Origin of the sequence: Nonomuraea sp. NPDC047897 (assembly GCF_043204415.1) — a bacterium.
Taxonomy (GTDB): Bacteria; Actinomycetota; Actinomycetes; order Streptosporangiales; family Streptosporangiaceae; genus Nonomuraea.
This window is the reverse complement of sequence record NZ_JBIDCC010000009.1, coordinates 330814-351715: the sequence shown is the minus strand read 5'-3', so window position 1 is coordinate 351715 and position 20902 is coordinate 330814. Positions and strand designations below refer to the sequence as shown.

The window sequence follows — 20902 nt, the reverse complement described above, 5'->3', positions numbered from 1 at the left end:
ACGCTACGAGCGCCGCGCCGACCACTTCGCGTCCTTCGTCGCCATCGCCGCAGCGCTCATTTGCTACCGCCGACTCGCCAAATGAGACGACGTCTTAAGCGGATTGCAGGCGTCCTGGGGTTGAATCAGGGTCACGTCAGGGATCTCCCTACCCCGCCGGAACCAACCCGCCGGGCCTGCCGTTGAGCGGGTAGGAACGGGGCATCGGGGGCCCTCTTCACGGGGAGCGTGATGAGCCTGGGACCACCCATGAGCCGGGAGGGCGTCGACCACGCGTTGCGCGCCCGCGCAGCCGAACGCGACCGCATCTCCGGCGACCTGCTCGACCTGGAGTCGCACACCACCTTCCAGGTGCTCAAGGACGCCACCCTCGACGGCGCCACCCGGCGGCGCTGGACGGACACCCAGGCGGCCCTGTCCCGGTTGTGGGTGCTGCACGACGCCTACCGGACCGTCCTGCGCGCCGCCGAGCAGCTCAGGGCGTTACGCGGCCGGCCGGGCGCCGACCGGCTCGCCGAGCTGACCGCGCTGCTCACCGGCCCCTCGGTGGTGCTCCAGGCCACGGTCAGACCCGTCGAGCAGCGCTCCCTGTTACCCGGGTCCGACGCGCGGCTCACGCTCGACGAGGCCGTGCTGCGCATGGACGCCGCCTTCCGCGAGGTCACCTCCGCCCTGTCGGAGATCGACGCCGTCTGGTCCGCGCTGCTCCCCCGCCTCGACGCCGCCGACGCCCTGCTGCGCGCGGTCACCGGGCTGCACGACCGGCTCGGCGAGACGATCGACCTGGCGGGGCCCGCGGGCGGGCTCCGCGACCTGCGCGCCGCCGTCGTCACCGACCCGCTGGGCGCCGCGCACGCCGCAGCCGAGCTGGAGCGCGTCACCCGCGCGCTGGAGGACCGCCGCGCCGCCGCCGAGCGGGCGCTGCGGGCCAGGGACGAGTACGGCCGGCGCCGCGAGGACCTCCTGGCCGCGCTGGACCGGGTCCGCGCGGCAGAGAGCGAGGCCCGCATCGCGCACGGCGCCGTCGTGGTGAAGATCGCCCTGCCGCCGAGCGCCGCGCCGCGGAGCAGCGCCGCGGACCTGGCCGGCGAACTGGACGCGCTGGACGTCACGGCCGACGGCTGGCTGTCCCGGGCGGCCCGGCTGGCGACCCTGGAGGAGGCGACGCGGCAGGCCGAAAGCCGGGCGCAGGCCACCGCGCAGGCCCTGTACGGCCTCGTCGGGCGGCGTGACGAGCTGCGCGGCCGGCTGGGCGCCTGCCAGGCGATGGCGGCGCGCAAGGACATGGCGGAGGACCCGGTGGCGGCCGGCCTGTACGAGCGGGCGCGGCTGCTGCTGTGGAGCGCCCCCTGCGACCTGACCAGGGCGGCCGAGGCCGTCGAGCGCTACCAGCGCGCGATCCACGGAGGTGGCCGATGAACACGTGCCGGCAGCCCGGCTGCACCGGAACCATCGAGGAGGGCTACTGCGACCTGTGCGGCCACGCCGCGGCCCCCGCGCAACCCCCCGCCCACGCGCCGCGACCACCCCGCTCCGCGCCCACCGGGCCCCCGGAGGGACGCACAGGGCCCGCGCCCGGCAGCGGCGCCCCCTCGACCGGCAGGCCCCTGACGGGCCCCGTGAGCAGCGGCCGCTCACGGGCCGGGGTGCTCGCCGAGCTGGCCGACCTGCCGTCGGTGCCGTACCGCGACCCGCAGAGCGCCATCCTGGCCCACCCGGAGGTGCCGGAGGACAAGCGCTTCTGCTCCAACCCGGCGTGCGAGCAGCCCATCGGCCGGTCGCGGCAGGGCCGGCCGGGGCTGACCGACGGGTTCTGCCCCCACTGCCGGACCCCGTTCTCCTTCACCCCCAAACTGGTCAAGGACGACCTGGTGGCCGGGCAGTACCGGGTGCTGGGCTGCCTGGCGCACGGCGGGCTGGGCTGGATCTACCTGGCCGCCGACGAGAACCTCGACGGCCGCTGGGTGGTGCTCAAGGGGCTGCTCAACACCGCCGACACCGAGGCGCTCGCGGCGGCCGAGGCCGAGCGCAGGTTCCTCACCACGGTCGACCACCCCAACATCGTCAAGATCTTCAACTTCCAGCAGTCGGCCGGGCTCGGCTACATCGTCATGGAGTACGTCGGCGGCCAGTCGCTGCACGAGCTGCGCCGCCAGGGGACGCTGCCGCTGCGCGAGGTCCTCATGTACGGCCGGGAGATCCTGCGGGCCTTCGCCTACCTGCACGAGCACGACCTGGTCTACTGCGACCTGAAACCGGCCAACGTGATCAGGGTCGGCAGGCGGCTCAAGCTCATCGACCTCGGCGCGGTCCAGCGCGTCGGCTCCCCGCCGGGCTCCGGCTGGGCCACCCCCGGCTACCACGCCCCCGAGCTGGACAGCCGGCCGTCGTCGGTGGCCTCCGACCTCTACACCGTGGGCAGGACGCTGGCCGTGCTCGCCGTCCCCGGGTTCAGCCCGGTCAGGAACGGCGTGGAGACGCCGCTGCCGGACGACTGCGGCAACGAGTCGTTCGCCCGGCTGCTGCGTCGCGCCACCGCCGCCGACCCGGCCGAGCGGTTCCAGAGCGCCGAGGAGATGGAGGCGCAGCTCGTCGGGGTGCTGCGCGAGGTCAGCGCGCTGGCCGACGGCGTGCCGTACCCGGCTCCGTCGGCGCTGTTCGGCCCCGAGCGGATCGCGGCGGGAGCGGCGCCTAGCGACGACCCCGCGAAGGTGTTCGACGCGCTCGACCCGCGGGCCGCCGCGGCGGCGCTGCCGGTGCCGCTGGCCGACCCGGCAGACCCGGCGGCGGGAGCGCTGGCCGGCCTGGTGGGCCGTGATCCCGCGCAGCTCGTCGCCCAGGTGACGGCGATGCCGACCACCCCGGAGACGCTGCTGACCAGGGCGAGGCTGCTAGCCGAGCAGGCCCTGCCGGAGGCCGCCGCGGCCATCGAGGCGGCCCGCGCGGCGCTGCCCGGCGACTGGCGGGTGACCTGGTACGAGGCGGTGCACGCGCTGGCGCGGGGCGTCACCGACGAGGCGGTCCCCCTGTTCGACCGGTGCGTGAGCCTGCTGCCCGGCGAGTGCGCGCCGAAGCTCGGGCTCGCCTTCGCGCTGGAGTCCGAACGCCAGGACCCCGTCCGCTGGTACGAGAGCGTGTGGCGCACCGACCGCGCGTACGTCAGCGCCGCGTTCGGGCTGGCGAGGGCGGGGCGGGCGGACGCGCTCGACGAGGTGCCGGCCAGTTCCAGCCACTGGGTCGCCGCGCAGCTCGCGCTGGTGGCGTCCGTCGCCCGGGCCGAGCTGCGGCCGGGCCTGCGCGCCCGGCCGGGCGCGTTGACGCCCGCGGAGCTGTCGGCCGCGGCCGACCGGCTGGACCACCTGGCCGACCTCGACCCGCGCCGCCGCGACACGATGACCGCCGAGGTGCTGCGAGCGGCGCTCACCTGGCTCGATTCCATGAGCAGCCCTCCGCCGGGGGTACGGGTGGCCGGCGCCGACCTCACCGAACCCGCCGTCCGCCGGCGCCTGGAGGAGATCTACCGCCGGCTCGCCGCCGGCGCCGGCTCCCGGACCGAACGGCACGCGCTCATCGACCGGGCCAACGCCGTGCGGCCGTGGACGTGGGTATGAGCTGCCCGGTGTGCGAGGCTCCGGTGCTGGCCGGCGACTCCTTCTGCGAGGCGTGCGGGCACCCGCTGCACGCGCCCCGGTGCGCCGCCTGCGACGCGCCCGCCGTGGACGCCGAGGGCTACTGCGAGCGGTGCGGCCTGCGCCAGCCCACCGCCCGCGACGAGGCCGAGACCGTGCTGGACGGCGGCGCGGCCGGGGTCACCCACAAGGGCCTGCGCCGGGCCCGCAACGAGGACGCCATGGCGCTGCTCGCCCACGGCGCGGCCACCGTCGCCGTGGTGTGCGACGGGGTGGGCAGCTCGCCGCGCGCCGACGAGGCGTCGGCCGTCGCCGCGCGGACCGCGGCCGACGCGCTGGGCCGCGGCCTCGGGCAGGCCGAGGCGTTCGAGCTGGCCGGCCGGGCCGTGGCCGAGCTGGCGACGTCGCCGGACGACGCCCCCGCCTGCACGTACGTGTCGGCGGTGGTCACCGGCAGCCGGGTGAGCGTCGCCTGGGCGGGCGACAGCCGCGCGTACTGGCTGCCCACCGCCCCCGCCACCGGCGCCCCCACCACGGACCGGGCCACCACCGACGGGGCCACCGCCGGCACTCCCACCGCCGACGGGGCCGCCGGCTGCGTCCCCCTGACCGAGGACCACGCGGTGCCGACCGGCGAGATCACCGCCTGGCTCGGCGCCGACGCGGCCGGCGTCGAGCCGCACCTGCGCGAGTTCGACGCGGACGTGCCCGGGCTGCTGCTGGTGTGCACCGACGGCCTGTGGCGCTACCTGGACGGCTACGCCCTCCCCGCCACCCGGACCCCGCTCGACCTGTCCCGCGAGCTGCTCCGCCACGCCCTCGACTCGGGCGGCCACGACAACGTGACCATCGTCCTGATCCCCCTAGGAGGACAGCATGGGTGACCAGCCCACGTTCACGCTGCACATCGACCAGAACAAATACCTCCCCCTCGACGGCCGCGAGGTGCACGCCATCCTCACCGTCTCCTCGACCGGCGCCCTCACCACCACGTCGGCGGCCCCGGCCGAGGCCGCCGAGGTGATCATCGTGGACACGTCGGGCTCCATGAGCGGCAGCAAGATCCGCGAGGCCCGCCAGGCGGCGGCCACCGCCGTGGCGGCGCTGCGCGACGGCGCGCACTTCGCGGTGGTCGCCGGCACCGACAAGGCCCGGGTGGTCTACCCGCGCGGGCAGACCCTCGTGCGCGCCACACCCGCCACCCGCAAGGAGGCCCAGAACGCCATCTCCCGGCTGTCCGCCAACGGCGGCACGTCCATCGGCGAGTGGCTGCTGCTCGCCGGCCAGCTCCTGTCGGCCCACCCCGACGCGATCAGGCACGCCATCCTGATGACCGACGGGCAGAACAACGAGGGCGCCGACCGGTTCGCCAACGCGCTGGCCCGCTGCTCGGGCAGGTTCGTCTGCGACAGCCTCGGCGTCGGCTCCGACTGGGTGCCGGCCGAGCTGCGCAGGGTGGCCGAGGCGCTGCTCGGCACGTTCGACTTCGTCCGCGACCAGGGTGACCTGGCCGAGTACTTCCGCCGGATCACCCAGACCTCGATGAGCAAGACCGTGGCCGAGCTGGCGATGCGGGTCTGGGTGCCGCAGACCGCGACGCTGAAGTTCGTCAAACAGGTCTCCCCCACCCTCCTCGACCTGACCGGCAAGCGCACCGACGTCAACCCGCTGACGGGCGACTACCCGACCGGCTCGTGGGGCGCCGAGGAACGCGAATACCACCTGTGCGTCGAGGTGCCGCCCGGCGCGATCGGCAGCGAGATCCGGGCCGGCTGGGTGAAGCTGGTGCGCCCCGACACCCAGGAGGTGTTCGCCAGCGGCAACGTGCTCGCCCAGTGGACCGACGACCTGGCCCAGTCGACCCGCATCAACGGCAAGGTCGCCCACTACACCGGGCAGGCCGAGCTGCACGAGCTGATCCAGGAGGGGCTGAGCGCCCGCGCCGCCGGCGCGGTGGACGTGGCGACGGCCCGGCTGGCCAGGGCCAGGCAGCTGGCCGCCGAGTCGGGACGCGCCGACACCGCGCGGCTGCTGGACAAGGTGGTCGAGGTGGATCCGCGCAGCGGCACGGCCCGGCTGCGCCCCCACGTGGACAAGGCCGACGAGATCGAGCTCGACACCGGCTCGGTACGCACCAGCCGGCTGCGTCAGGACGGGGTGGGCGGCTGATGGCGACCTGCCCCCAGGGCCACGCGTCGGGCGCCGACGACTACTGCGACGTGTGCGGCGCCCGGATGGGCGCCGCCGTCGGCCAGGCCGCGGACCCCTCCGCGGCGGCCGCCGCCCCGGCTCCTTCCGGGCAGGCCGCCCCGCCTGGACAGGAGTGCCCCGTCTGCCGGACACCGCGCGCCGGGCAGTTCTGCGAGGTGTGCGGGCACGACTACAGCGGCGCCGCGCCCGCGCGGGTGACGGTCTCCGGCGCCCGGTGGGAGGCGGTCACCGCCGCCGACCGGGCCTACTACGACCAGGTCATCGCCCAGGACGGCCCCGACGCCCACACCGTCGCCTTCCCGCCCTACTGCCCGGAGCGCTCGTTCGCGCTGACCGGCGAGCAGGTGCGGATCGGCCGGCGCAGCAGGATCCGCGGCTCCGACCCGGAGATCGACCTGTCCGGCCCGCCGGAGGACCCGGGCGTCTCGCACCTGCACGCCGTGCTGCTCGCGCAGGGCGACGGCACCTGGTCGCTGGTCGACCCGGGCTCCGCCAACGGCACGCGGGTCAACGGCAAGCCCGTCACGGTCAACGTGCCCGTGCCCGTGGGCGCGGGCGACCGCATCCACCTCGGCGCGTGGACGGTCATCACCATCCGGCCGGGCACACCGTGACCAGCCCGCCCGTCCAGGCGCCCGGGCAGGCGCCCGTCCCGGTGGCGCACACGCTGACGCCCGCGCAGACCGCCGACCGGCGGCCCGCGCCGTCCCCCCTGCACGCGGTCCGGCCCGGGCGGCACAGCGCGTCCGGCCGGATCCGCGCCCTGACGGCCGCCACGGTGACCGCCCTGGCGCTGCTGTTCGCCGCGCTGGCCGCCGCCGCCGGCTCGGCCGGCGACGGGCTGCGCGTCATCGGCCGCGACGCGGGCCCGCAGGTCGTCGCCACCGCCGGGCTGTACTTCGGGCTGAGCGACATGGACGCGCAGGTCGCCGACGCGCTGCTGATGGGCGAGGAGTACGCCGACCGCCGCCGTGCCGCCGTGGCCCGCTACGAGCAGCGGCGCTCGGAGGCCAACGCGGCGCTGCTGAAGGCGTTCGAGCTGTCCGGCGACAACCAGGCCGAACGGCGGACCGTCCAGTCGGTGCTCGACGGGCTCGGCCGCTACGAACGGCTGGCCGGGCAGGCGCTGCTGCTCGACGCGCGGTCCGGCCACGCGGCCGGACCACCCCCGGCGGAGGTCGTGGAGCTCTACCGCCAGGCGACCGACCTGATGCGGCAGGTCCTGCTGCCGCAGGCGTACAACCTGACGCTGGAGAGCGGCACGATCGTGCGCGCCACATACGACGACAAGAGCGCCACCGTGCCGGTCCTGCGGGCGGCCGTGGTCGTCACCGGGCTGGCGGCGCTGGCGTGCCTGGCCGGGTTGCAGCTCTACCTGGCGCGGCGGTTCCGCCGGCTGATCGCGCCGGCGCTGCTGGCCGCTACGGCGGTGACCGTCGCCGCCGTGTTCGGCGGGACGGCCGTGCTCGGGCGGTCGCAGGCCGACCTGCGCACCGCCAAGACCGAGGGGTTCGACCCCGTGCTGACCGTGGCCAGGGCGCGCGCCATCAGCAACAGCCTGCAGGGCGACCAGAGCCGCTACCTGCTCGACGGGGACCGGGCCGACACCTACGAGCACACCTTCCTCGACAAGTCGCAGACGGTGTTCTACCTGCCGGCCGGCAACCTCGGCGCCTACCACGCCAAGGTCACCGGCGGCGCCACGGACTACCTCGGCCTGATGGGCGTCCAGTCGGCCGGCGCCGACGGGAAGCGGGTGGTGGCGGCGTACCGGACGTTCCAGCAGGCCGACACGGGCTTCCGGGCGCTGGCGCGCGACGGCCGCACCGGTGCGGCCGTCGCCGCCCGGCTGGGGCCGGTGCGGGAGGCGTTCGACTCCTACGACCGGACGCTGCTGGCGCTGTCCCAGCGGCACCAGGCCGCCTTCGAGCGGGCCATCGGCTCGGGCGAGCGCGGCCTCGACACCCTGTGGCGGCTGCTCCCCTTCGCGATCGGCGGCCTCGGCCTGCTGGTCGCGGCGGGAGTGTGGCCCCGGCTCAAGGAGTACCGGTGAGACGTGCGCTCGCGGTGGTGCTGACCCTGGCGGCGCTGGCCGGCGCGGGCTGCGCCGGCGACCGGCCCGAGTCGGTCGTGGACCTTGACGAGATCGTCATCGCGGTGCGGCCCGACCTGCCCTCGATCGGGTTCCGCCGGCCCGACGGGACCCTGGAGGGGTTCGACGTGGACGTCGGCCGCTACATCGCGGGCCGGCTCGGCAAGAAGGCCACGTTCGTGCCGGTGTACGCCGCCGAGCGTGAGCAGGTGGTCACCTCCGGCCGGGCCGACCTGGTGCTGGCCACGTACACGATCAGCATGGACCGCAAGCAGCGGGTGCTGTTCGCCGGGCCGTACCACGTGTCGTACCAGGACATCCTGGTGCGGCCGGAGGAGACGGCGATCCGCGGGGTGCGCGACCTGAAGGGGCGGCGCATCTGCGAGGTGCAGGGGGCGAACGCCGCCCAGCGGGTCGTGGAGGAGCGCGGCGTGGCGGCCGAGGTGGTGCCGGTGCGCGACTACGCGGCGTGCGTGGCGGCGCTGAAGGCCGGCCGGCTGGACGCCATCACCACCAACGACGTCATCCTGGCCGGCCTCGCCATCCAGGACGGCTCGGGGCTGCGCCTGGTGAACACCCGGTTCAACGAGCAGCGGACCGGGGTCGGCCTGCGCAGGGGCGACGTCGAGGGCTGCGAGGCGGTCAACCGGGCGATCACCGCCATGTACCAGGACGGCACCGCCGCCCGGCTGCTCGGCCGGTGGTTCGGCACGTCAGGGCTGAACCTGGCGACGGTCGCGGTGCCCCAGTTCGAGGGCTGCTCCTGACGCGCGGCGCGGCCCTCGGCGGCACGCACGACGGGCCCGGGCAATCCCGGGCCCGTGTGTCGTACGGCGGTGCGGGTCAGTCGAGGTAGTCGCGCAGCATCTGCGCCCGCGTCGGGTGGCGCAGCTTGGCCAGGGTCTTCGACTCGATCTGCCTGATGCGCTCCCTGGTGACGCCGAACTCCCTGCCCACCTCCTCCAGCGTGCGGGGATGCCCGTCGGCCAGCCCGAACCTGAGCTGGATGATGCGCTGCTCGCGATCCGACAGCGTCGCCAGGATGTCGTCGAGCTGATCCTGCAGCATGATGAACGCCGCCGCCTCCATGGGCACGACGGCGTCGGCGTCCTCGATGAAGTCACCGAGGTCGGAGTCCTCCTCGCCGATCGGCGACTGCAGGGACACCGGCTCCTGGGCGATGCGCTGGATCTCCACCACCCGCTCGACCGGCAGGTCCATCTCCTTGGCGATCTCCTCGGGGATGGGCTCGCGGCCGAGGTCCTGGTGGAGCTGGCGTTGCACGCGGACGAGCTTGTTGATCGTCTCCACCATGTGCACCGGGATGCGGATGGTGCGGGCCTGGTCGGCTATCGCCCTGGTGATGGCCTGGCGGATCCACCAGGTGGCGTAGGTGGAGAACTTGTAGCCCTTGGTGTAGTCGAACTTCTCGACCGCGCGGATGAGACCGAGGTTGCCCTCCTGGATGAGGTCCAGGAACAGCATGCCGCGGCCCACGTAGCGTTTCGCGATCGACACCACGAGCCGCAGGTTGGCCTCAATGAGGCGCTGCTTGGCCCTGGTGCCCTGCCAGACCAGCTCCCTGAACTCCGGGAAGGCCAGGCGCGAGACCCCGTTGCCCAGCTTGTCCTCGGCGAACAGGCCGGCCTCGATCGACTTGGCGAGTTCCACCTCCTCCTCGGCCGTCAGCAGCGGCACCCTGCCGATCTCCCGCAGGTAGATGCGGACCAGATCGCTGGTCGGCGCCCGCTTGCCCACGTCCTCTTCGTCGGTGCGGGGGGTCTCCTCGTCGCCTTGCGGCTCAAGGACCTCCACACCGTTCTCGGCGAGCATCCGCACGACGCGTTCCAGCGCGTCGGACGGCAGCTCGGATCGGTCAAGCGCGGCTGCGACGTCATCGACGGTTACGCTTCCGCGCTCCCTTCCCTTCGCGACGAGGTCCGCCACCTGATCGACAGAAGGCGGCCCGCTTGGCAGCACCGATGCACCCACGGGAGACAGTCTGCAGTATGGCTCTCATAAAATGGCAGACCCATTTTTGTCACTGAAGGTAAGGCCGCCCCCTTACCGAATTGAGATCCATTATAGGTTTAGCCGGAGTTTGATCAGGAAAGTAAAGTCCATTACGCGATGTGGATTGGCGTGTGCGACGGCGCACCCGGCCGACCGGCGGCCGGTCGCAGGCCGCCGCCTGCCCGGACGCCGCGTGAGGCCCGCGGCCCGCGGGGCCGGATGACGGATGCGAATAATGTTTCACCGCCGCCTTACGGCCCCGCGCCGTCCCGCGGGGAAATGACGCCGGGGCCGGTGTCGCGACAGCCCGCCGCTGCTTGCTGATCAGTCTCCCCGCCTTGCTGATCAGTCTCCCCGCCTTGCTGATCAGCCTCCGCGCCTTGCTGATCAGCCCGCGCCTTGTCGATCAGCCGCCGCGCCCCCGCCGCCAGAAATGCACCAGCCCCGCGCCGTGACCGGGTCGGGGTCAGTTGCCGGATGCGCGTTCGCGCAGCACCTTGCGCTGCTGCTCCAGCCCCAGCAGCTCGCCGAACAGCCGGCGGTGCTCCTGCGGCTCCTCCACCGGGTTGAGCCGCTGCAGCCGCGACTTGATCTGCGCGATGGCCCGGTCGACCGCGACCGCCTCGATCGCGGCGAGCATGGCCGCGCCGTAGCGCTCCTCGACGTGCGACTCGGCCTGGATCGCCTCCACCGCGAACCGCGTCACCAGCACCCGCGCCACCTCGTCGGGCGCGTGCTCCAGCAGCCGGTCGACCCACTCGCGCCCGCCGTGCCCGGCCGCCGCCGTGCCGCCCGCCGCCGCGATCACCTGGTGCAGCGTCACGTGGTCGGGCGCGGTGAACGCCTGCGGGTCGAGCGCGTCGAAGCGGGGCCCGAGAAGCGCCGGCCGCTGCACGGCGAGCTTGAGCAGCTCGCCCTCGACCCGCACGTGCGGATCGACCGGGGCCGCCCGGGGAGCGCGCTGCGGCCTGCCGTGCTGGGCGCGCGCCACGTCGGCGATGCGCTGCATGACGAACCGCTCGTCCATGAACCCGAGCCACCGGTCGAGGTCGATGGCGTAGCGCTTGCGCAGGCCGGCGTCCTTGATGCCGGCCACGATCGGCGCAGCCGCGTCGAGCGCCGCGATCTTGCCTTCGTTGCTGCGCAGGTCGTAGCGGTTGATGGTGCTGCGGATGGCGAACTGGAACAGCGGCTCGCGGCTGGCGACGAGGTCGCGCACGGCCGCGTCACCCTGCTTGATGCGCAGGTCGCACGGGTCGAGCCCGTCGGCCTGCACCGCCACGTAGGTCTGCGTGACGAACTTCTGCTCGTCGGCGAAGGCCCGCAGCGCCGCCTTCTGGCCCGCCGCGTCGCCGTCGAAGGTGAAGATCACCTCGCCGCGGAACTCCGCCTGGTCGAGCAGGAAGCGCCGCAGGATCTTGATGTGTTCCTCGCCGAACGAGGTGCCGCAGGTGGCCACGGCCGTCGGCACGCCCGCGAGGTGGCAGGCCATCACGTCGGTGTAGCCCTCGACGATCACCGCCTGGGAGCGCCGGGAGATCTCCCGCTTGGCCAGGTCGATGCCGTAGAGGACCTGGCTCTTCTTGTAGAGCGGCGAATCCGGCGTGTTGAGGTATTTGGGGCCGTCGTCGGAGTCGAGCAGCTTGCGCGCCCCAAAACCGATCACGTCACCCGTCGCGTCGCGGATCGGCCAGATCAGCCGCCCACGGAACCGGTCGATCGGCCCGCGCCGGCCCTCGCGGACCAGCCCGCCCTTGACCAGCTCATCGGCGGTGAACCCGCGCCCCATGAGGTGGCGGGCCAGCGCCTCCCACTCGGCCGGCGCGTAGCCCACCCCGAACGTCTCGGCGTCGGCCCGTTCGAAGCCCCGCTCGGACAGGAACCTGCGGCCGGCCGCCGCGTCGGGCTTCATCAGCCGGTCGGCGTAGAACTCGGCGGCGACCCGGTGCGCCTCGATCAGCCGGGCCCGCTCGCCGTGGTCGCGGCGCGGCACGTAGCCGCCCTGCTCGTACTGGAGCTGGATGCCCGCCCGCTGCGCCAGCCGCTCGACCGCCTCGGAGAACGACAGATGCTCGATCTTCTCGACGAACGTGATCACGTCGCCGCCCTCGGAGCAACCGAAGCAGTTACCGGTCAGAATGTTGTCTTCCAGGACAAACGCATGCCCATGGTCGACAGTGGCGCAGAACACCTCCTCGACCCGGTCGGTCTCCTCGACCGACTCCACCACCCAACCCCGTCTGGCGAACGCCTTGGCCGCTCCAGCGAACCTCAGCCGATGCTCGTCGATCAGGAAGAAGTCTTCGGTGAGGTCCTCGTTGACGAAGTGGACACGGAAGATCGAGCTCGGATCCCTGCCGGGAAAGCCAACCCTGATCTGCTCCGTTATGCCATAGGTGCCGATCCCAAGCCTGGTGCAGACCGCGCGGACGAACTCCAGCGTCGCCTTGTCCGCGCAGTTGAGCATGATCGTTCCGTCTTTGGCGACATGCCCGTCGGCGGCCAGGTAGCCCGCGAGCCAGCCGTACAGGTACGGCACGGACTCATCGAGCGGGGGGATCTCCTTGAAGAAGCGCGGCAGGTGATGGACCAGGAGCTGCCTGCTGTTGCCTGAGGCGCCTTTGGAGCCCGCCGTCACGTAGCTGAGGGGGAACCGCTTGAGCAACTGCGCGTCCTTGACGCTGTCAAGCGTCGCTCTGCTACCCGTAGCAGCCCTGGTGCCGTCACCGAAGGTGATTCCGTGGGCGATGCCGAAGGGAGATGGGGTGGTGCGCTTGATTCGCGAGCTCGGGAACACCGTGACCAGCCGCTGCCGCGGCTTCAGGTCTTTGGTGATGACCTCGGCGCGTTTGTCCTGCCGTCGCCCGGACCGTACGAACCAGCGATGCTCGGGCGTGGCGAAAATCTCCTTCCGCTGCCCGTTGCGGCTCATCACGATCTTCATGAGCGGCTGGACCCCGAAGGACATGAACGGCGCGATCACCCACGTGCCATCGGAGGCGAGCACCCGGTGCAGCCCACCCGCCAGCTCGGCGATGGGACGCACGCCCTCCCACGTGATGACTCTCGTCTCCGCCGCCAGGCAGAAATACATCCCCCGCTCGGGCGTGACGTTGAAGGACGGGCTCTTCTCGTCGTGGAAGGGGCACAGGCCCTTGAGGTTTCCGCCGCCGGCGTTGCGCAACTGGATGTGCTCGCCGATGACCTCGGCGATGGGGGAACGCTCGCGTACGAGCGCGATGTCGACGTCACGGATGCGGCCAGCCACGCCGTGAGTCTATTGCGGCGGACCGACACTCCCCACCCCCGTCGCCGCGCACTACCCGGGAAGGGGCGATACCGCCTCCAGGCGCGGGAAACCGGGAAAACGTATCCAGCCTGTTGCCCGGTCGGCTACAAAGGTAAAGCCTGCGGTGGATACGGTGACACGGGTGGAGATCATGCGTTCGGGGCCTTGGGGACGACGGGCTGCCGTGGCGTGCGCGCTTCTGCTGGCCGGCGCCTGCTCGCAGCAGGCCGGGGTGGCGGGGGTCAGCGCCGAGTCACCGGTGACCGTCCCGCCGACCGGGGCCACGCCCGTCGTCACCGCGACGATCCCGGACCCGGGCTCGTCGGGGCAGGCCCGGTCCGAGGAGACGCCCGCCGGGAAGATCGAGGCGCCGGAGGGCGGCAGGCCGGTCAAGGTGCCGCCGCCGAAGCTCTCGGCCTACACCTACACCTTCCCGGTGCACGGGTGCCGGGTGAGCTACCAGCGCAGGCTGCTGGTGCTGCCCAAGACGACGATCTGGGCCGGCAAGGGGTGCGCGTTCGTGGCCCCCGTCAGCGGCGTGGTCGACGAGGTCAACACCGCCAACAGGTGGCTGCCGTCCACCGACGCGGGTCCCGACCGCGAGGGCCGGTTCGTCACGATCATCGGGGACGACGGGGTGCGCTACCTCGGCGGGCACCTCGACTCGGTGGCCGACGGCATCAAGCCGGGGGTGCGCGTCGGCGGCGGGCAGCTCCTCGGCCGGGTGGGGACGTCCGGCAACGCCCGCAACGCCGGCCCCAACCTGTACTTCGCGATCTCGTGGAAGACCGCGTCGCGCTACTGGTGGGTGCGCCGCGGCATGGTGAACCCGTGGAGCTACCTCGACGCGTGGCTGTCGGGCAACCGCACCCTGTCCCCCCGCGAGGAGACGCTGGCGCTGCGCGCCCGGGTGGGCGAGACGCCACGCTGCACCGTCCAGTGCTCGGCGAAGAAGAAGCCGGTACGGCCTCGGGAGGAGCCCGAGCAGGAGGAGCCGGTGGTGGTGATCACCCTCACCCCGTCCTGACGGGAGAGCGTCGACCGGCCGGACGGCGGATCAGCCGGACATGCGCCGGTGCCAGGCGACGGCCGAGGTGTCGGTGAGCGAGGCGATCTGGTCGATGACGACCCGGACCCGGGCCGCGTCGTCGGCCGCCTCCAGGTAGGCCGGCCGGAAGGCCGGCTCCAGCGTGCCCGGCGCGCCGAGGGTGATCAGCGAGGCCAGCTCGGTGATGAGCTCGCGCTGCCTGGCCTGGTTGGCGTGGTGGTGGTCGGTGGTCATGACGAAGTGGGCGGTGATGCCCTTCAGCACCGCGCACTCCAGCTTGGTCGAGCGCGGCACGACCAGGTCGACGCGGTGGCGCGACCCGTAGGCGTCCTTGGTGGCGGTCTGCGCCGACCGGCAGAACCGGCCGATGAGCCCGCTGGTGAGGGACTTGAGCGCGGCGAGGTCGGCGAGCGTGGCGGTGAAGGCGTGCGGCCACAGCGGGTCGGCGACCAGCCGCGCGAACGCCTCCTCAAGCTCGGCGAGGTCGGCGTCGGGGGCGTACCAGACGCGGGCCAGCTCGCACACCTGCCTGCGCTCGACCGGAGAGCGCAGCGCCTCGGGGGTGACGTGGCCGGCGTGGAAGGCGTCCTCCAGGTCGTGCACGGAATAGGCGACGTCGTCGGCCCAGTCCATGATCTGCGCCTCGAAGCTGACCCGGCCGGGCGGCGCCCCCTCCCTGATCCACGCGAAGACGGGCAGGTCGTCGTCGTACACGCCGAACTTGGGCGACGTCTCGCAGGTCCAGGGGTACTTGATGGAGGCGTCGAGGGCGGCGCGGGTGAGGTTGAGCCCGGCGCTGCCGCCGTCCTCGGTGATCACCTTGGCCTCCAGCCGGGTGAGCAGCCGCAGGCTCTGGGCGTTGCCCTCGAAGCCGCCGCAGGCGCCGGCCAGCTCGTTGAGCGCGACCTCGCCGTTGTGCCCGAACGGCGGGTGTCCCAGGTCGTGCGCCAGGCAGGCGGTCTCCACCAGGTCGGGGTCGACGCCCAGGGTGGCGCCCATCTCGCGGCCGACCTGGGCGCATTCGAGTGAGTGGGTGAGCCGGGTGCGCGGGATGTGCTGGCCGCCGCCCAGCGCCTCGCCGGGGCCGACCACCTGCGTCTTGGCGGCGAGCCGGCGCAGGGCCGCGCTGTGCAGGACCCGGGCGCGGTCGCGCTCGAAGGCGCCCCGCTCGGGGTTGCCGGGAGGCTCCGGCACCCATCGTGCCTCGTCGTGATCGTCGTAGCGCGGCATAAGTGCACTGATTTTATCCACTTTCCGGTCTCCGCTAGTGTCAAGTGCCGCGAGAACCCCCTTCCCCGGGAGCCCTCCTCCATGACGACAGCGTTACGCGCCCTGCTGGGCCTCGCGTTGCTGGCCGGCCTCTACCTGCTGGTGGGCGTGGTCGTCGGCGCGGCCATTCTGGCGGACGTGCTCATGGCCGTCGACTTCGCCCCGAACGTGCTGAGGGAGGTGGTGGCGCTCAACCTGGCGGCCGCCGCCCTCGGGTACGCGCTGGCCACGGTCAGCCGCCGCCGGTCCGGCGAGCAGCCGGGCGTGCCGGTGACCCGCGAGCAGGAGCCGCTGCTGTGGCAGGCGGTCGAGGACGTGGCCCGCCGGGTGGGCACCGCCCCGCCGGACGAGATCCGCCTGGTGGCCGAGGTGAACGCGGCCGTCTCGGAGGACACCCGCTTCCTCGGCCTCAAGGCCGGCCGGCGGCGCATGTTCATCGGCCTGCCGCTGCTGCAGACGCTGACCATGGACGAGATGCGGGCGGTGCTCGGCCATGAGCTGGGCCACTACAGCCGCGCGCACACGCGGCTCGGCGCGCCCGTCTACCGGGGCCGGGTGGCGCTCCTCGCTGCGGTGCAGAGCCTCGCCCGACACCCGGTCCTGCGCCTGCCGTTCACCTGGTACGCCCGGCTGTACCTGTGGGTCTCCCGGGCGGTGTCGCGGCGGCAGGAACTGGAGGCGGACGCCCTGGCCGTGGCCGTCGGGGGCCGGCGGGCCACGGCCGGCGCGCTGCGCAGGATCGACGACATGGCGCTCGCCTGGACCCTGTACGTCCACGGCTACCTGTCGCTGGCCGGCGCCGGCGGCTGCCGCCCGGCGACCGTCTTCAACGGCTTCCACGCGCTGCTGAACGACCCCGTCCGGCAGGCGGAGATCGCCCGGCTGGCCGCCGAGCCGCGGGAGTCCTCGCCGTACGACTCGCACCCGGCGCAGGCCGACCGGCTGGCCGCGATCGAGCTGCTGCCGGAGCCGTCGCAGGTGCCCGACCCGCGCCCGGCGCAGTCGCTGCTGCGCGATCCCGCGGGGGCGGCCCAGGCGGTGGAGACGTCGATCTGGACGCCGGAGGCGCTGACGGCGCTGCGGCCGGCGCCGTGGGAGCACATCGTGGCCACGGCCACGTACGCCAGGCGCAACGCCGAGCCGCTGCGCGACCTGGCGCTGGCGGGCCGGCTGGTGGTGGGTGCGAGCCGGCCGTACCTGGACGCGGCGTTCGAGGCGATCGCCCGGGGCCGGCAGGCGGAGCTGACCGCGCGGCTGACCGAGCTGGGGTGGACCGCCGCCGACGACCTGCTGGCCGGAGTGCTGGGCCGGGCGCTGGAGGCGGTGCTGATCGAGCACGGCCAAGCCCGCTGGACGCTGTCGTGGTCGGGGCCGCCGCGGCTGCTGTTCGACGACGGCGAGGAGGTGGCGCTGGCCGGGTACGCGGCCCAGGTGGCGGCCGACCCGTCGGCGGTGCCGGGGCTGCGCGCGTGGCTGGGCGATCTGGGCGTGCGCCATGACTACGTGCCGGTCGCCGAGACCGACCGGCCCGCCTCCCCCGTGGGCGAGCCGGCACCCGTCCCGCGACGGTAGCGGCGGCGGGTGGAGGGAACGGTGATGCCATGGACCTGTACCCCGTCATGCCGCTTGCCGAGTGGCAGGAGACCAAGGCGACCCTGCACCGCTTCTGCCAGGTGGTGGGCAAGATCCGGCTGGAGTCGGCCGTCCGGCGCAACCACTGGTGGCACGCGCCGTTCCACCTCACCGGGCGTGGCATCACCACGCGGCCGATGGGGCAGGTGGACGGCAACCCGATCTTCACCATCGACTTCGACTTCGTCGGCCACCGGCTGGTGGTGACCAGGGTGGACGGCCGGGAGGCGGCGTTCCCGCTGTACGGCCTGTCGGTGGCCGGCTTCTACCGGCGCACCATGCGGGCGCTGGCGGACCTGGACATCCGGGTGGATCTCGCGGTGCCGCGGCCGTTCGACCTGCCCGACGCCGACCGGCCGTTCGCCGAGGACACCGAGCACGCCACCTACGACCCGCTCGTGGTCACCCGCTACTGGCAGGTGCTCAGTCAGGTCAACCTGCTGCTGGAGGAGTTCGCCGCCGGGTACGAGGGCAAGACGAGCCCGGTGCACCACTTCTGGCACACCTTCGACATCGCCTGCACCCGCTTCAGCGACCGCCGGGTGGGCCAGCCGCCCGAGGCCGACCCGGTGACCCGCGAGGCCTACTCGCGGGAGGTGATCAGTTTCGGCTTCTGGTTCGGCGACGACGCCTTCCCCGAGCCGGCGTTCTACTCCTACACCGCTCCCGAGCCGGACGGCCTGGACCGCGAGCCGCTGGAGCCGGCGGCGGCGCGGTGGATCACGCAGCGGGGCGGCCACCTGGCCGTGCTGTCCCATGCCGACGCCGCCGCGCAGCCCGATCCGCGGGCCGCGGTCCTCGCCTTCTTCGACAGCGCCTACCGGGCCGGGGCGAGGCTCGCCGGCTGGGACGTCGCGCGGCTCGCCTGCCCCGGCGGGGTCACCGACCCCCTGGCCGCGTCACCGGCCGCCGGGGAGCGCGTCTAGCGGGTGTCGCACTCGTTCTCGCTGAGCGCCGCCCGTGCCGCCTCCAGCCGGGCGACGGGGATGCGGAACGGTGAGCAGGAGACGTAGTCGAGCCCGGCCTCGTGGCAGAAGTGCACCGAGTCGGGGTCGCCGCCGTGCTCGCCGCAGATGCCCACCTTGAGGTCGGGCCGCACGGCGCGGCCCTCGTCGGTGGCGAGCCGGACCAGGCGGCCGACGCCGTCGCGGTCGAGCGTCTCGAACGGCGAGACGCCGAAGATGCCGAGCTCCAGGTAGCGGGAGAAGAACGCGGCCTCGACGTCGTCGCGGGAGAAGCCCCACGTCATCTGCGTCAGGTCGTTGGTGCCGAACGAGAAGAACTGGGCCGCCTCGGCGACCTGGCCGGCGGTGACGGCGGCCCGGGGCGTCTCGATCATCGTGCCGACGAGGGCGGCCACGCCGGCCTCGGCCAGGATGGCGGTGGCCTCCTCGCGGACGGCCTCCAGTTCCTGCACCGCGGCCACCAGCGGGATCATGATCTCGGGCCGGGCGCCGGGCACCTCCTTGGCGGCCTGGGCGATGGCCCGTACCTGCATGGCGAACAGGCCGGGGATCACCAGCCCGAGCCGGACGCCGCGCAGGCCCAGCATGGGGTTCTGCTCGTGCAGCCGCTTGACGGCGGCGAGCAGCCTGCGGTCCTTGTCCGACACCTGGCCGGCGCCGGCCTCGGCCAGCGCGACCCGTACGGACAGGTCGGTGAGGTCGGGCAGGAACTCGTGCAGCGGCGGGTCGATGAGGCGCACCGTCACCGGCCGGCCGTCCATCGCCTGGAAGATGCCGACGAAGTCGGCCTTCTGCAGCGGCTCCAGCGCGTCGAGAGCGGCCCGCCGCTCGTCGTCGCCGGTGGCGAGCACGAGGTCCTCGACGAGCTGCCGGCGCTCGCCCAGGAACATGTGCTCGGTACGGCACAGCCCGATCCCCTCGGCGCCGAACCGGCGTGCCCTGGCCGCGTCCTCGGGGGTGTCGGCGTTGGCCCGCACCTTCAGCCGGCGGACCCCGTCGGCGTGCCGCATGATCCGGTCCACCGCCTTGACGAGGTTGTCGTCGTGCGAGGCGCCCTGCGGCTCGCCCGGCTCCTGCGCCGCTTCCGCGGAGGTCCCGCGCTCGAAGTACTCGACGACGGGAGAGTCGGCCACCGGCACCTCGCCGAGGAACACCTCGCCGGTGGTGCCGTCGATGGAGATGACGTCGCCCTCGGCGACGACGACGCCGCCGGGCGCGGTGAACGTCCGCTCGCCGATCGAGACCTCCAGGTCCTCGGCGCCGCAGACGCAGGTCTTGCCCATGCCGCGGGCGACGACGGCGGCGTGGGACGTCTTACCGCCGCGGCTGGTGAGGATGCCGCGGGCGGCGATCATGCCGGACAGGTCGTCCGGGTTGGTCTCGCGGCGCACCAGGATGACGTCCTCGCCCCGCCCGGCCAGCTCGACGGCCCGCTCGGAGGAGAAGACGGCCTTGCCGACGGCCGCGCCGGGTGAGGCGTTCATCCCCTTGGCGATCCGGTGCTTGTCGGCGCCGGCGTCGAAGCGGGGGAACATGAGCTGGGCGAGCTGGTCGCCGGTCACCCGCGTGACGGCCTCGTCGAGGGTGATGAGGCCCTGGTCGACGAGCTGGGTGGCGATGCGGAACGCGGCGGCGGCGGTGCGCTTGCCGACGCGGGTCTGCAGCATCCACAGCTTGCCGCGCTCGATGGTGAACTCGATGTCGCACAGGTCGCGGTAGTGGTTCTCGAGCTTCTCCATGATCTGCAGGAGCTCGTCGTAGCAGTGCTTGTCGAGGCGTTCCAGGTCCTGCAGCGGGATCGTGTTGCGGATGCCGGCGACGACGTCCTCGCCCTGGGCGTTCTGGAGGTAGTCGCCGTAGATGCCCTGCTGGCCGGAGCCGGGGTCGCGGGTGAAGGCGACGCCGGTGCCGGAGTCGGTGCCGCAGTTGCCGAAGACCATGGCGACGACGTTGACGGCGGTGCCGAGGTCGGCCGGGATGCGTTCCTGACGGCGGTAGAGGATGGCGCGCGGGGCGTTCCAGGAGTCGAAGACGGCCATGATGGCCAGCCGCATCTGTTCCCGCGGGTCGGCGGGGAAGTCCTTGCCGGTCTGCTCGCGGACGATGCCCTTGTACGTCTCGACGAGGCCCTGCAGCTCGCCGGCGCCGAGGTCGGTGTCCTGCCGGTCGCCCTTGAGCTCGTCGAGCGCGTGCTCGAAGTGGTCGCCGTCGATGCCGAGCACGGTCTTGCCGAACATCTGGATGAGCCGCCGGTAGGAGTCCCAGGCGAAGCGTTCGTTGCCGCCGGACTGCTTGGCCAGGCCGCGTACGGACTCGTCGTTGAGCCCGATGTTGAGGACGGTCTCCATCATGCCGGGCATGGAGAACTTCGCCCCGGAGCGGACGCTGACGAGCAGCGGGTCGTCGGTCTGGCCGAGGGTGCGGCCCATCGTCGCCTCCAGGGCGCCCAGGTGCCGCGCGATCTCCTCGTCGAGTCCGCCCGGGAGGGTGCCTTCGGCCAGGTAGTGCCGGCACGCCTCGGTCGTGATCGTGAACCCCGGAGGAACGGGCAGCCCGAGGTTCGTCATTTCGGCGAGGTTCGCGCCCTTGCCGCCGAGTAGGTCCTTGAGATTCCGGTTGCCCTCGGTGAAGTCGTAAACGTACTTGGCCACCACAGCTCCAATCAACGCCTCTGTCCGGGACTCTACCGGCGGGAATGATGAAGAAACTGCACCCAACGGTTAAGTCATCGTTTTCCCAGGTAAACCGCCCCTC

At 73.1% G+C, this 20902-nt stretch carries 14 protein-coding genes; 10 read left to right on the top strand and 4 right to left on the bottom strand.

Going from position 1 to position 20902, the window contains the following annotated elements; all coding sequences use genetic code 11:
- Nucleotides 1-231: 231 nt before the first annotated feature.
- From ACGF0J_RS22660 to ACGF0J_RS22630, 7 genes are read left to right on the top strand one after another with little or no spacing between them, the layout of a single operon-like run.
- Complete coding sequence (locus ACGF0J_RS22660) at nt 232-1419, top strand: hypothetical protein (protein ID WP_393148823.1); 1188 nt, start codon at nt 232-234, stop codon at nt 1417-1419.
- Nucleotides 1416-3611, top strand: coding sequence for a tetratricopeptide repeat protein (locus tag ACGF0J_RS22655; protein ID WP_393148821.1), 2196 nt, complete (start codon nt 1416-1418; stop codon nt 3609-3611). Before ACGF0J_RS22660 ends, ACGF0J_RS22655 begins: the two co-directional genes overlap by 4 nt.
- Complete coding sequence (locus tag ACGF0J_RS22650; protein WP_393148819.1) at nt 3608-4513, top strand: PP2C family serine/threonine-protein phosphatase; 906 nt, start codon at nt 3608-3610, stop codon at nt 4511-4513. The genes ACGF0J_RS22655 and ACGF0J_RS22650 overlap by 4 nt, the downstream gene beginning before the upstream one ends.
- Entirely contained in the window at nt 4506-5798 is a 1293-nt protein-coding gene (locus ACGF0J_RS22645) for a VWA domain-containing protein (protein ID WP_393148817.1), read from the top strand. The genes ACGF0J_RS22650 and ACGF0J_RS22645 overlap by 8 nt, the downstream gene beginning before the upstream one ends.
- Nucleotides 5798-6454 (top strand): FHA domain-containing protein, encoded by a 657-nt coding sequence (locus tag ACGF0J_RS22640; protein ID WP_393148815.1) that lies wholly within the window; start codon nt 5798-5800, stop codon nt 6452-6454. Before ACGF0J_RS22645 ends, ACGF0J_RS22640 begins: the two co-directional genes overlap by 1 nt.
- Nucleotides 6418-7893: a hypothetical protein gene (locus tag ACGF0J_RS22635; RefSeq protein WP_393148813.1), complete on the top strand. Its 1476-nt coding sequence runs from the start codon at nt 6418-6420 to the stop codon at nt 7891-7893. The genes ACGF0J_RS22640 and ACGF0J_RS22635 overlap by 37 nt, the downstream gene beginning before the upstream one ends.
- Nucleotides 7890-8699, top strand: a complete 810-nt coding sequence (locus ACGF0J_RS22630; protein WP_393148811.1) for a transporter substrate-binding domain-containing protein — start codon at nt 7890-7892, stop codon at nt 8697-8699. Before ACGF0J_RS22635 ends, ACGF0J_RS22630 begins: the two co-directional genes overlap by 4 nt.
- 76 nt (nt 8700-8775) lie before the next feature.
- On the opposite strand, the gene rpoD is transcribed toward ACGF0J_RS22630, so the two are convergent.
- Nucleotides 8776-9879, bottom strand: coding sequence for an RNA polymerase sigma factor RpoD (gene rpoD, locus ACGF0J_RS22625; RefSeq protein ID WP_393148809.1), 1104 nt, complete (start codon nt 9877-9879; stop codon nt 8776-8778).
- A gap of 532 nt (nt 9880-10411) precedes the next feature.
- The gene (dnaG, locus tag ACGF0J_RS22620; protein ID WP_393148807.1) at nt 10412-13213 is read right to left on the bottom strand and encodes a DNA primase; all 2802 of its coding nucleotides are present in this window, start codon (nt 13211-13213) and stop codon (nt 10412-10414) included.
- 205 nt (nt 13214-13418) lie between these two features.
- On the opposite strand from dnaG, the gene ACGF0J_RS22615 reads away from it, so the two are divergent.
- The gene (locus ACGF0J_RS22615; protein ID WP_393148805.1) at nt 13419-14261 is read left to right on the top strand and encodes a M23 family metallopeptidase; all 843 of its coding nucleotides are present in this window, start codon (nt 13419-13421) and stop codon (nt 14259-14261) included.
- Nucleotides 14262-14291: 30 nt separating this feature from the next.
- On the opposite strand, the gene ACGF0J_RS22610 is transcribed toward ACGF0J_RS22615, so the two are convergent.
- Nucleotides 14292-15512 carry a deoxyguanosinetriphosphate triphosphohydrolase gene (locus ACGF0J_RS22610; protein WP_393148803.1) on the bottom strand — a complete coding sequence of 407 codons (1221 nt, stop codon included), beginning with the start codon at nt 15510-15512 and terminating at the stop codon, nt 14292-14294.
- Nucleotides 15513-15593: 81 nt separating this feature from the next.
- On the opposite strand from ACGF0J_RS22610, the gene ACGF0J_RS22605 reads away from it, so the two are divergent.
- Nucleotides 15594-17123, top strand: a complete 1530-nt coding sequence (locus tag ACGF0J_RS22605; RefSeq protein ID WP_393148801.1) for a M48 family metallopeptidase — start codon at nt 15594-15596, stop codon at nt 17121-17123.
- A 29-nt stretch (nt 17124-17152) separates the two neighbouring features.
- Nucleotides 17153-18109 carry a DUF5996 family protein gene (locus ACGF0J_RS22600; protein WP_393148799.1) on the top strand — a complete coding sequence of 319 codons (957 nt, stop codon included), beginning with the start codon at nt 17153-17155 and terminating at the stop codon, nt 18107-18109.
- On the opposite strand, the gene ppdK is transcribed toward ACGF0J_RS22600, so the two are convergent.
- Nucleotides 18106-20799 (bottom strand): pyruvate, phosphate dikinase, encoded by a 2694-nt coding sequence (gene ppdK / locus ACGF0J_RS22595; RefSeq protein WP_393148797.1) that lies wholly within the window; start codon nt 20797-20799, stop codon nt 18106-18108. The two genes, ACGF0J_RS22600 and ppdK, sit on opposite strands and share 4 nt — an antisense overlap.
- Between the last annotated feature and the right edge of the window lie 103 nt (nt 20800-20902).

Bases quoted from the DNA above. Each gene is read 5' to 3' on its own strand.
- ACGF0J_RS22660 (WP_393148823.1), top strand. From the start codon at position 232: ATGAGCCTGGGACCACCCATGAGCCGGGAGGGCGTCGACCACGCGTTG.
- ACGF0J_RS22655 (WP_393148821.1), top strand. From the start codon at position 1,416: ATGAACACGTGCCGGCAGCCCGGCTGCACCGGAACCATCGAGGAGGGC.
- ACGF0J_RS22650 (WP_393148819.1), top strand. From the start codon at position 3,608: ATGAGCTGCCCGGTGTGCGAGGCTCCGGTGCTGGCCGGCGACTCCTTC.
- ACGF0J_RS22645 (WP_393148817.1), top strand. From the start codon at position 4,506: ATGGGTGACCAGCCCACGTTCACGCTGCACATCGACCAGAACAAATAC.
- ACGF0J_RS22640 (WP_393148815.1), top strand. From the start codon at position 5,798: ATGGCGACCTGCCCCCAGGGCCACGCGTCGGGCGCCGACGACTACTGC.
- ACGF0J_RS22610 (WP_393148803.1), bottom strand. From the start codon at position 15,512: ATGCCGCGCTACGACGATCACGACGAGGCACGATGGGTGCCGGAGCCT.
- ACGF0J_RS22605 (WP_393148801.1), top strand. From the start codon at position 15,594: ATGACGACAGCGTTACGCGCCCTGCTGGGCCTCGCGTTGCTGGCCGGC.
- ACGF0J_RS22600 (WP_393148799.1), top strand. From the start codon at position 17,153: ATGGACCTGTACCCCGTCATGCCGCTTGCCGAGTGGCAGGAGACCAAG.